At 68.9% G+C, this 11354-nt stretch carries 13 protein-coding genes; 6 read left to right on the plus strand and 7 right to left on the minus strand.

The features are described from left to right. Positions 1-153 precede the first annotated feature (153 nt). The gene (locus VFG33_RS17700) at positions 154-1116 is read right to left on the minus strand and encodes a thiamine-phosphate kinase (protein ID WP_325053988.1); all 963 of its coding nucleotides are present in this window, start codon (positions 1114-1116) and stop codon (positions 154-156) included. A gap of 129 nt (positions 1117-1245) precedes the next feature. On the opposite strand from VFG33_RS17700, the gene VFG33_RS17705 reads away from it, so the two are divergent. The 4 genes from VFG33_RS17705 to VFG33_RS17720 all read left to right on the plus strand — a co-directional run bounded on the left by VFG33_RS17705 (position 1246) and on the right by VFG33_RS17720 (position 3863). Then, positions 1246-1482, plus strand: a complete 237-nt coding sequence (locus tag VFG33_RS17705) for an Lrp/AsnC family transcriptional regulator (RefSeq protein WP_026163142.1) — start codon at positions 1246-1248, stop codon at positions 1480-1482. Between the two features lie 68 nt (positions 1483-1550). Further along, a complete protein-coding gene (locus VFG33_RS17710; RefSeq protein ID WP_325053989.1) occupies positions 1551-2081 on the plus strand; it encodes a DUF3515 domain-containing protein in 531 nt (176 codons plus the stop codon). Positions 2082-2182: 101 nt separating this feature from the next. Then, positions 2183-2599 (plus strand): YciI family protein, encoded by a 417-nt coding sequence (locus VFG33_RS17715; RefSeq protein WP_325053990.1) that lies wholly within the window; start codon positions 2183-2185, stop codon positions 2597-2599. A gap of 34 nt (positions 2600-2633) precedes the next feature. Then, complete coding sequence (locus VFG33_RS17720; protein WP_325053991.1) at positions 2634-3863, plus strand: RNA polymerase sigma factor; 1230 nt, start codon at positions 2634-2636, stop codon at positions 3861-3863. Positions 3864-3944: 81 nt separating this feature from the next. Here VFG33_RS17720 and VFG33_RS17725 read toward each other — a convergent pair whose 3' ends face one another. The 4 genes from VFG33_RS17725 to VFG33_RS17740 are packed head-to-tail and all read right to left on the minus strand — an operon-like array spanning position 3945 to position 7691. Continuing rightward, positions 3945-5078, minus strand: a complete 1134-nt coding sequence (locus tag VFG33_RS17725; protein WP_325053992.1) for a D-alanine--D-alanine ligase family protein — start codon at positions 5076-5078, stop codon at positions 3945-3947. Positions 5079-5136: 58 nt separating this feature from the next. After that, positions 5137-6279 (minus strand): NAD(P)/FAD-dependent oxidoreductase, encoded by a 1143-nt coding sequence (locus VFG33_RS17730; RefSeq protein WP_325053993.1) that lies wholly within the window; start codon positions 6277-6279, stop codon positions 5137-5139. Further along, positions 6279-6473: a ferredoxin gene (locus VFG33_RS17735; RefSeq protein ID WP_325053994.1), complete on the minus strand. Its 195-nt coding sequence runs from the start codon at positions 6471-6473 to the stop codon at positions 6279-6281. The genes VFG33_RS17730 and VFG33_RS17735 overlap by 1 nt, the downstream gene beginning before the upstream one ends. A 12-nt stretch (positions 6474-6485) precedes the next feature. Next, positions 6486-7691 (minus strand): cytochrome P450, encoded by a 1206-nt coding sequence (locus VFG33_RS17740; protein WP_325053995.1) that lies wholly within the window; start codon positions 7689-7691, stop codon positions 6486-6488. 137 nt (positions 7692-7828) lie between these two features. On the opposite strand from VFG33_RS17740, the gene VFG33_RS17745 reads away from it, so the two are divergent. Further along, entirely contained in the window at positions 7829-8443 is a 615-nt protein-coding gene (locus VFG33_RS17745; protein ID WP_325053996.1) for a TetR/AcrR family transcriptional regulator, read from the plus strand. A 114-nt stretch (positions 8444-8557) separates the two neighbouring features. After that, positions 8558-9664, plus strand: a complete 1107-nt coding sequence (locus VFG33_RS17750; RefSeq protein ID WP_325053997.1) for a trans-sulfuration enzyme family protein — start codon at positions 8558-8560, stop codon at positions 9662-9664. Here the strand turns inward: VFG33_RS17750 and VFG33_RS17755 are convergent. Next, a complete protein-coding gene (locus VFG33_RS17755; RefSeq protein ID WP_325053998.1) occupies positions 9654-10886 on the minus strand; it encodes an MFS transporter in 1233 nt (410 codons plus the stop codon). The genes VFG33_RS17750 and VFG33_RS17755 overlap by 11 nt on opposite strands. After that, on the minus strand, positions 10883-11354 hold a 472-nt coding region (locus VFG33_RS17760; protein ID WP_414672961.1), incomplete at its 5' end, for a DeoR/GlpR family DNA-binding transcription regulator. The genes VFG33_RS17760 and VFG33_RS17755, both read right to left, overlap by 4 nt.

Genomic DNA, 11354 nt, shown 5'->3' on the forward strand with positions numbered 1-11354 from the left:
CCCCCGGAGTCGGACCCGGCGATCGTCAGCACCCTCGGCGGCGCACCACTCACGACAACACCTCCACCACAATCATCCCGCTCAGCTCGCGAACAATCGGCCGGCCCAGCTCCTGAGCGGTGGGTCTGCCCGGCTTCTGTGTGGTCGGCATGGTCAGCTCCTGAAGTGGCCCCAGCCGGTGGTCGCCGTGTAGGTGGCGCCGTCGACGGTGACCGTGCCGGCCGGCAGGTTTTGGTTGCCCTCGGCAACTGAGCCGATCACGGTCCAGCCGTCCGGTACGTCGGCCGGCTCGAAGGTGCCGACCAGGGCATGGTCCTCGCCGCCACTGAGCACGAACGCCAGCGCGTCCAGACCTGTCGCCGCGGCGACCGCCTGCAGCGGCTCGGGGATCGTCAGCGCCAGCGAGCGGACGTCGATCACCACCTCGCTGGCCTGCGCGATGTGCGTCAGATCCGCGATCAGCCCGTCGCTCACGTCGCACATCGACGAAGCACCCGCGATCGCCGCCCGCGGACCTTCGGCGTACGGCGGTTGCGGCCGGCGGTGGGCTTCCACGACCGTGCGCGGAGACCGGAAACCCCGGGTGAGCACGGTGTACCCCGCCTCGGCCCAGCCCAGCCGCCCGACCACGGCCACCTCGTCGCCGGGGCGCGCCCCGGACCGCAGTACCGGCGCACGGCCGTCGAGGGAACCGAAGGCCGTCACGGAGACGACGATCTTGTCGGACTGGACTGTGTCGCCGCCGACGATGCTGACGCCGAGCAGTTCCGCCTCGTCGGCGAGGCCCTGGTTGAGCTCGAGTGCCCACGCGGTCGGCAGGTCCGCGGGCGCGCCGAACCCGACCACCATCGAGGTCGCCCGGGCGCCCATCGCCACCACGTCGGCCAGGTTCTGGGCCGCGGCCTTGCGGCCCACGTCGTATGCCGAGGACCAGTCCTGGCGGAAGTGCCGGCCCTCGATCAGCAGGTCGGTGGTGATCACCAGCCGGCCGTCCGGCACCGCCAGCACGGCCGCGTCGTCACCGGGCCCGACCAGGACGTCCTCACCTTGGGGAAGGCTCTTGGTGATGGCCTCGATCAGGCCGAACTCACCAGTGCTTCCCAACGTCTCTGTCACGTCAGTAGACCTCCCATATCGCTTCACGGAGTCTAGGCGGTACGGTGACCGAGCAACGAAGAGTACGCCCGGCCGCTTCGCAGTACCGTGGCTCGGGAGCCAGCTGAGGACGACTGAGTGGAGAACGACGTGGTGGTCCAGGCCTACATCCTGATCCAGACCGAGGTCGGCAAGGCGGCCGATGTGGCAGCGCAGATCGCCGAGGTCCAGGGCGTCACCCTGGCCGAGGACGTCACCGGTCCGTACGACGTGATCGTCCGCGCCGAGGCCCGGAACGTCGACGAGCTCGGCAAGCTGGTCGTGGCGAAGGTGCAGAACGTGCCCGGCATCACCCGCACGCTGACTTGCCCCGTCGTCCACATCTGACCCCGATCACCGCTCGTACCGTCGCCCCGCACCGGCCCGTGGACCCACGCGCCGCCCTGCACCGGCCTGTGAACGCACGCGCCCTGCACCGGCCCGTGGACGCACGCGCCGCCAAGCGGCCTGCCTCCACGCGACCCGCCAGGCGGTGGGCCGCTGCGGCCGCGGTCGTTTCCACCGTTCTCCTCACGGCCTGCAGCCCCGGGCCCGTCGACATCGCAGTACCGTCGCCGGCGCCTGAGGTGGCCGCTGCCTGCGCACCACTGGTGCAGGCCCTGCCGTCGAAGGTGCTGGATGCCGAGCGCCGTAAGGCCGAGCCTCAGAGCCCGCTGACGACGGCGTACGGCGATCCGCCGATCGAGGTGACCTGTGGGGTCGCAGCGCCGGCCGGGATGGCGGAGGCGCAGTCGCAGTGCTTCGAGGTGAACGGCGTCGGCTGGTTCGCCAAGGAGGTCACCAATGGCGTCATCTTCACCACTATCGGCCGCGCGGTCTATCTGGAGATCGCGGTCCCGAACAAGTACCGCCCCGAGGCCAACGCCCTCACCGACGTCTCGGACGCCGTCCTCGCCCACAACAAGCTGATCACCCCCTGCACCTGATGCAGGGGGTGTTCCCAGCCGGTGCGTGTCCGGTTCCGGGTGTGGTCATCGACGTACCGGGTGAGAGGCACCAGAGTGGTGCCGGACGACGGGAGATTCCGATGAAGTACATGATCTTGAGCTACGCCTCGCAGCAGGACTACGACGGCATGGCCGGCAAGGACACCGGTAAGCCCGCCTGGACCGGCGAGGACTTCGCCGCGATGGGCGCGTTCATGGAGAAGTTCAACAACGACCTGATCGAGTCCGGCGAACTGGTCGAGACCCGCGGGCTGGCCGCACCGGTGCTGACCCGCCGGCTCGGCACGAAGGACGGCAGCACCGTGGTGACGGACGGCCCGTACGCCGAGACCCAGGAGGTGCTGGCCGGCTACTGGATCGTCGAGTGCGACAGCTTCGACCGCGCCACCGAGATCGCCGCCAAGCTGGCCGACACCCCTGCCCCCGAGTTCGTCCGCGCCACCGCGTACGCCGACGTCCGGCCGCTCGTGGAAGGCCGGGAGGAGCTGGTCGGCTGATGGCCGGGGCCACACCGAAGGGCCGGGAGGTCTGATGTCCGGGGCTGCGCTCGAGGACCTGTTGCGGGAGCTGGCGCCGCAGGTCCTCGGCGCGCTCGTCCGGCGGTACGGGCACTTCGACACCGCGGAGGACGCCGTGCAGGAGGCTCTGCTCGCGGCTTCGCAGCAATGGCCGTCCGAGGGGCGTCCGGACAATCCGCGCGCCTGGCTGATCACCGTGGCATCCCGCCGGCTGACCGACCTGTTGCGGAGCGAACAGGCCCGACAGCGGCGCGAGGACACGGTCGCCCAGTGGGTGCTGCCTGACGACTGGCTGGCGCCCGGCGCGGACAAACCGGCCGAGTCGTCGTCCGACGACACGCTGATCCTGCTGTTCCTCTGCTGCCACCCGTCCCTGTCGGCCGCGTCGCAGATCGCCCTGACCTTGCGCGCCGTGGGCGGTCTGACCACCGCCGAGATCGCCCGGGCCTTCTTGGTGCCAGAGGCAACGATGACCCGGCGGATCACCCGGGCCAAGCAAAGCGTGAAGACGAGCGGCGCACGCTTCTCGCTGCCATCGGACCAGGCGGAGCGACTGGACGCGGTCCTCAAGGTCATCTACCTGATCTTCAACGAGGGCTATTCCAGTACGACGGGTCCGAGTCTTCAACGAGTCGAACTGTCGGCCGAGGGGATCCGCCTGGCCCGGATCGTGCGCAAACTGCTCCCGGACGACAACGAGGTGGCCGGGCTGCTCGCGTTGATGCTCCTGACGGACGCACGCCGGCCGGCTCGAACCGGGCCCGGCGGTGAGCTGATCCCGATGGCCGATCAGGACCGGTCCCTCTGGATCCGCTCGTCGATCGATGAAGGGGTCGACCTGATCACCGAGGCGCTCCCGCGCGGGCCGATCGGTCCCTACCAACTGCAGGCCGCGATCGCTGCAGTTCACGACGAGGCGCCGACAGCGGACGAGACCGACTGGAATCAGATCGTCGCGCTGTACGAGGTGCTGCTGCACCTGTCGGACAACCCGATGGTGGCGTTGAACCACGTTGTCGCCGTGGCAATGGCCCGCGGGCCTGGTCCGGGGCTGGCGTTGCTGGCGAAGATCGAAGGGGACGAGCGGATCGCGGCGGACCACCGGCTGTTCGCAGTACAGGCTCATCTGTTGGAGATGTCAGGGGATCCGGTGGGGGCACGTGCGGCGTACGAGGAGGCGGCGACCCGGACGACGAGCTTGCCACAGCAGCGCTACCTCAACGGCCGCGCAGCGCGCCTCTAGCACGCCAAGCCCCGCTGCGTCCGAAGAACTGGAGGGACGTCCCGCCAGTTCTTCGGACGTAAGCGATCAGCGAATCAGCGGTCAGCGGAGGCCGGTGGGGCGGGTCATGGCGAGGGTGAGGAGGCGGTCGACGAGAGCGGGGTAGTCCACCCCGGAGGCGGCCCAGAGGCGGGGGAACATGCTGGTCGGGGTGAACCCGGGCATGGTGTTGATCTCGTTGATGATCACCCGGCCGTCCGCGTCCAGGAAGAAGTCGACCCGGGCCAGCCCCTCGCCCTCGATCGCGTCGAACGCGGTCAGCGCCTTGGCCTGGACCTCCGCCACGATCTCGGCCGGCAGATCGGCCGGCACCGAGAGCGCGGTGTACTCCTCGCCCTCCGGCAGGTACTTGGTCTCGAAGTCGTAGAAGTCGTGCCCACCGCCGGACACGGTGATCTCGCCGCAGACGCTGACCTCGGGGTTGCCGCCGTTCAGCCCGCCCAGGACGCCGACCTCGATCTCGCGCGGGTTCTTGGCCGACGCCTCGACGATCACCTTCGGGTCGTGCGCACGGGCCTCGGCGACCGCGTCGTCCAGTTCGGCCAGGCTGTTCACCTTGCTGATGCCCAGGCTGGAACCGCCGCGGGCCGGCTTCACGAACACCGGGTAGCCGAGCTTGTCGACAGCGTCCCGGCTGGCCTGCGGATCGCGGGACCAGTCGCGGTCGCGGATCACGACGTACGGGGTGACCTCGAGGCCGGCCGCCTGGAAGACGACCTTCATGTAGTGCTTGTCCATCCCGACCGCGCTCGCGAGTACGCCAGAGCCGACGTACCGGATGTCTGACATCTCCAGCAGTCCCTGCAGCGTGCCGTCCTCGCCCCACGGGCCGTGGAGCAGCGGGAAGACCACGTCGACCTCGCCCAGCGTGGCCGGCACTTCGCCCGGTTCGGTGACGACCAGCTCACGATCGGCACCGAACAGCACCGGCAGCGCGGTCACGTCCACCTCCGGCAGCTTGCCGTCGGTGATCGACAACCGCTCCGGGTCGCCGCTCTCCAGCACCCAGTGGCCGCTGGTGGTGATCCCCACCGGGACGACGTCGTATTTCTCCCGGTCGATCACCTGCAGCACGTTCGCCGCGGTCACGCAGGAGATGGCATGTTCGCTCGACCGGCCGCCGAAAACCACAGCGATCCGGGGCTTGCTTTTTTCTTCCCTCGAGTACTCACTCACCGGCTCGACGATAGCGGCCCTGGGCTGCGGTTTTGACCAGGGTTTAGTTAAGACCTCTTCAGATTGCTGTCAGTAGTGCCCGGTCCTGGCGGGTTTCCCGGGGCATGTTCCAGCCCAGTACCGCGCTCAGCCGGCCCTGTGACACGTAGTGAGCGACGAACTTCCGGGCGGCCGGATCTCCCTGCGTGACGACGAGGCGCGCGTCGGGTGGGACCACGCCGTACACCTGGATCTTGGCGTCGTACTGGTCGGTCCAGAAGTACGGGACCGGGTCGAACGGATCGTCGTTTCCCAGGATCCGCCGGGCCACGTGCACGGCCTGCTCGGTCGCGTTGAACCGGTGTTCGAGCCGCAGGGACTGACCGAACCGCCGACTGCTCCAGCGGGCCACATCGCCGGCCGCATAGACGTCGGCCGGCGCCTCGTCTTGGAGTACGCCGTCCGCGCACGGCAGCCCGGAACCGTCCAGCCATTCCGTGGCCGGTCTGGAGCCGACTGCGATCAGTACGACGTCTGCCTTCACCTTCGTACCGTCCGCAAGCTCTACTGCCTCGACCGCAGTCGTGCCGTGCAGGCACGTGACCTTGCTGCCGCCTATGACACGCACACCGTTGCTCGCGTGCAGGTCGGCGATCATCCAGCCCACCTCAGCCCCCAACTGCAGAGCCATAGGCGCCGGAGCCACATCTACCAGCGTGACGTCGCAGCCGAGCTGCCGTGCGGCCGCAGCGGTCTCGGATCCAAGGAAACCCGCTCCGACCACTACTACCGATGCAGCTTCCACCAGAGCCTTGCGGAGCTCGATTGCGTCGTCGAGCGTCCGCAGTAGATGCACACCTTTGAGCTCGTGCCCCTGCTGAAGCCGAATCGGCCGGACCCCAGTGGCTACCACCAGACGGTCGTAGGCGACCTGCTCCCCCGTCGCCAGCTCTACCGTCCGCCTGTCCAGGTCTAGCCGATCCGCCCGGCTGCCCAGCTTCAGCTCGATCCCCTGCTCCGCGTACGTCGTACTTGGGCCGAAGCTGGTTCGGTCGGGGGCCCAAGCTCCGAGTAGAACCTGTTTGGACAGCGGCGGGCGGTCGTACGGGAGATGTGGTTCGTCGCCGATCACCGTGAGGGCTCCCCCGAAGCCCTCACGGCGCAGCGTCTGGGCAGTCGTCGAGCCGGCGGCCGACGCCCCGACGATCACGATGTGCTCCATCACTCGCTCAACTGGATGGCCCTGGCCGGACAGAGCAGCGCCGCCTCGCGCGTAGCGTCGTACTGGTCGGCCGACGGGTTCTGCAGCAGCACGGCCACGCCGTCCTCGTCCCGCTGGTCGAACACGTCCGGGGCGGCCAGGACGCATTGACCCGCCGCGACACAGCCCTCTTGGTCGATGGTGACGTCCATCATCAACGTCTCCTCTCAGCGATCCCAGGTGACGGGCAGGGCGGTCACGCCGTACACGATGGTGTTGTTCTTGAACTTGATCTCCTCGAACGGCACAGCGAGTCGCAGCGTGGGGATCCGCCGGTAGAGCCGGCTGAAGACCTCCTGCAGTTCCACCCGGGCCAGTTGCTGCCCGAGGCACTGGTGTGGCCCGAAGCCGAAGGCGAGGTGCTTGGATGCCTTGCGGGACAGGTCGATCCGGTCCGGGTCCGGGAACATCCGCTCGTCGCGATTGCCGACGGCGAGCGCCGCGATCAGGTACTCGCCCGCCTTGATCGTCTCGTCGCCTAGCGGGATGTCCTCCTGCACCTGCCGGAACAACCCGAATTGGATCACTGACAAGTAGCGCAGCATCTCCTCCACCGCGCTCGGGGCCAGCTCCGGGTTGTTGCGCAGGGCATCGAGCTGGTCGGGGTCGCGGAGCAGCGCGAGAGTGCTGAGGCCGATCATGTTCGCCGTCGTCTCATGGCCGGCGATCAGCAGGACGACGGCGATCGACACCAGCTCCTCAACGGTGAGCGGTTCGTCCTGCTCCTCGCTCCGGGTGATCAAGCGGGACAACAGGTCGTCCTCACGCTTGGCCTGCTTGGCCAGAACCAGACCGGCGACATACTCCCCCAGCTCCTCGAAGGCCTGATCCGCGGTTTCCTGGTCGACGTCCACCGCGACCAGGATCGCGCTCCGGCGCTGAAACTCGTCGCGTTCGGCGTACGGGACGCCGAGCAGCTCGCAGATCACCAGGGACGGGATAGGCAGGGCGAACGCCTCGATCAGGTCGACGGGTCCGTCGCTCGCCAGCATCGCGTCGAGGTGGTCCTCGATCAGCTCCACGATCCGGGGCCGCAGCGCCTGCACACGCTTGACGGTGAACTCACTGGTCAGCAGGCGGCGGAGCCGGGTGTGCTGCGCGCCGTCGTTCTGCAGGATCGAGCCGGACTCGACCTCGCGCTGCCGATCGAGCTGGGGTTCCATGTGACCGGAGGGTGCCGATTGCGAGCTCATCCGGCGGTCCGCGAGTACGGCGCGGACGTCGTCGTACCGGCTGATCAGGAACGCGTCCACACCGGCCGGCGTGGACACCTTCGCCAGGCCGTCGGTCTCGCGCAGCTCGGCGTACCCGGTGGCGGGGTCGAACGGGCAGCGGCCCGGGCGGGTGCTCGGGAAGGCGGGTGTCTCGGTCATCGGCAGAACCCCCAGATGCTCTGGTCAGATAATTTGACAGTGACTACCATATGACAGCGCATGTCGTTTGAAATCAACCCTCGGCGGGTCGGCGGCGTGTACGCTGCCCGCACGAGCGGACCAGGCGGGGTAGTGGCATGGGGATGGGTATGGGACTGCGCGAGCTGAAGCGGGAGCGGACCCGCCGGCTGATCTCGGACAAGGCCTTCGAGCTGTTCACCGAGCACGGCTTCGGCCGGACCACGGTCGAGCAGATCGCCGCCGCCGCCGAGGTCGGGCCGAGCACGCTGTACCGGTACTTCCCGACCAAGGAGACCCTCGTCCTGGAGTTCGTCCAGGACAGCCTGTTCGGCTCGCTCGAGTGGTTCCGCGAGCAGCCCGCCGACGCCGATCTGCCGGATTCGCTGCAGGGCGTGATCGATCGGGTGCTGGACCAGATGGAGAGCAACCCGGACCGGGTCCGGATGGTCTACGAACTGGCCGGCGACACGAACTCGCTCAGCACCCACCTGGCCGACCTGACCTGGCGATGGCGCAACGAACTGGCCTACGAGCTGATCCGCCGGCTGGCACCCGGTGACACGGTCGAGTTCATCGCGGCGCTGGCGGCCGGCACCACGATGAACATCATCGAGATCGTCGTCCAGACCTGGGCCGAGAACCCCAACGGCACCGACGTCAAAGACCTCGCCCGCGAAGCCATGGGCGTCCTCCGCGGCGGCGGCATCCCCCTCCCCACCGCCGAACACTGACCCCGCGCACCCTCGGTTGCGTCCGAAGAACCGGGGGGCCTGCCCCGCGGTTCTTCGGACGTAAGCGGCCCCCGACCCGGAGCTGTGGGGGTTGAGGTTGGGAGGATGCGGGGTATGAGCGCTGAGTTGGATCCCTCGACCGTTGTCGTGCACGCCGGGCGTCCTGCTCGGGTCCCGGATGCGCCCCTCGGGCCTTCTCCGGTGTTCAGCTCGACCTACATCGCCGGCGGAGACCGCGGTTACGGGCGGTTCGACAACGAGGCCTGGGCGGCGCTCGAGGAGACCCTGGGTCAGCTCGAAGGCGGACGAGGTCTGACCTTCGCGTCAGGAATGGCCGCGGTCGCCGCGATCTGCGATCTCGCGCCGGTCGGCGGCCGGGTGGTGGCTCCGCAGCACGCGTACAGCGGAGTGCTGGCTTTGCTCGATCAGCAAGCGGCAACGGGGCGGCTCTCGGTCACCCGCGTCGACATCGCCGACACGGACGCAGTGGCAGCCGCCGTGGTCGGCGCCGACATGTTGTGGGTCGAGTCGCCCACCAACCCCGCGATGGAGGTCGCCGATCTGCCGGCGATCTCGGCCGCCGGGCGTGCGGCCGGCGCGACCGTCGTCGTCGACAACACCTTCGCGACGCCACTGCTGCAGCAGCCACTGAAGCTCGGCGCCGACATCGTGATGCACTCGGCGACCAAGTTCATCGCCGGGCATTCCGACGTACTGCTGGGCGCGATCATCACCGCGGATGACTCGCTGTGGACCGCTCTCGAAGGACGTCGGCGCAGCCTCGGCGCGATCCCCGGCCCGATGGAAGCCTGGCTGGCCCTGCGCGGCCTCCGGACTCTCGCTCTCCGACTAGATCGAGCTCAATCGAACGCGGCGTTCCTCGCCGAGCGCCTGCTGGACCACCCGCGGGTGAGCCGCGTGCGCTATCCCGGATTGGCGGATGACCCGGGCCATGCGCGGGCGGCCGCCCAGATGTCCGGCTTCGGCGCGATCCTGTCGTTCGAGTTGGGCGGCGATGCGGCCGGCGCTCAGCGGGTCTGCGAGAGCACGTCGTTGTGGGTGCACGCGACCAGCCTCGGCGGGGTCGAGTCGATGCTAGAACGCCGCCGGCGCTGGGCGATCGAAGTACCGACCATCCCCGAGGACCTGATCCGCCTGTCCGTCGGCATCGAGCACCCCGCCGACCTTTGGGCCGACCTGGAGCAGGCCCTCAAGGCTTGACCGCGGTCTCCTTGGCGGGCTCGGCCGACTTCATCACTGACGCGAAAACCACCGTCAGAACGCACAGGATCACCGGCAGCACGAACGCGATGTTGAGCGGCATCCAGTGCGCCAGCGCACCGATCACCGCCGGCCCCGCGAGCAGTCCGACGTACCCGAGCCCGACGACACGAGCCATCAGTACGCCGGTCGCTCGCGCGTCGAGGTTGCCCGCAACCGTGAAGAGCTGTGGCACTCCACCGGACAGACCGAGGCCGAACAGTGCCCAGCCGACCAGGGCGAGCGGCACCCACGGGGCCACGATCACCAGCGCGAGTCCGATCGCGGCCAGCGCGGCTCCGTAGCGGACGATCGCCGTCGGCCCGATCAACGCCGCCACCCGGTCCGTGGCGAACCGGCCGATGGTCATGGCCACGGCGAAGGCGCCGTACGCGTAGGCCGCAGTACTGGTCGAGGTGCCGAGGACGTCGCGGAACTGCAGGGCGGCCCAGTCGTTGGCAACCCCCTCGGCGAGCATCAGGCCGAAAGCCAGTCCGCCGAGTTGCCAGACCAGCTTCGAGGACGGCGGCGCCACCTCCAGCTCTTGGGGAGCGCTTGTTTCCACCGGAGCGACCTTCTCCACCGGAGCGTCCCCGAGGAGGTAGCGGCCGGTGGCGAGCGCGACCACGATGATGAGGGCACCGCACGCGCCCAGCGAGACCTCGGTCGGGACGTCGAGCCTCAAGGCGACCGCGCCGATCCCCGCCGCGAACGCCCCACCGATCGACCACATCGCGTGGAAGGCCGCCATGATCGGGCGCGGATAGAGCCGCTCGACCACCACCGCATGCGTGTTCATGCCGACGTCGAGCGCGCCGTTGGCGAAGCCGACCGCCACCAGCGTGAGCCCGAGCGTCCACCAGTTGTTGGCCAGGCCGGGCCCGAACAGCGCGATCCCCAGCAACACCGCAGCCGCCGGAACCAGCCGCCGTTGCCCGATGCGGTCGACCAGGTCACCGGCGACCTGCATGCCGATGAAGGCCGCGGCACCGAGGACCAGCAGCAGGAGGCCGAGCGTGCTGTGCGAGATGTCGGTCGCCTGCTCGACGTTCGGGATGTGCACCACCCACATACCGATCGCGAACCCGTTCAGTCCGAAGTAGATCCAGGTCGCCACCCGGGCCGCCCGCGGCGGCGCGCCCAAGGTCGGAGTACTGGTGTCGGCAGTGCCTGCGGCGGTCAAGAGGAGCCTTCCGGTTGCTGCCCGGCGATCTGCACCAGTACGCCGCGCTGGGCGAGTACTGTGCGTCCCTCTTCGGGCGAGGTGGAATCGGTCACGATGAGATCAGGTCGATCGGCAGGGCAGACGAAGGCGAGCGCGGCGCGATCCCACTTGTCACCGTCGATGAGGACCATCGAGCGGGTGGCCACAGCGAGCGCCTGCTGCTTCACTTGGGCATCGTCAAGGTCGTATGCGGTCAACCCGGCCTCGACGCTGAACGCACACGGGCTCAGCACCGCCACGTCGAAGCGCACCGCCCGCAGCGAAGCCAGCGTCAGCGGGCCGACCATCGCCAGCTCACCCGGTCTCGGTTCGCCGCCGGGCATCAGCAGGCGGACACCGGGCGCTCCCGTCAACTCGTTGGCGATCTGGAGCGACAACGGCATTACGGTGACCGTGCGCTGGCGGAGCAGCCGCGCCACCTCGAGG

The organism is Kribbella sp. (genome assembly GCF_035687465.1).
Taxonomy (GTDB): Bacteria; Actinomycetota; Actinomycetes; order Propionibacteriales; family Kribbellaceae; genus Kribbella.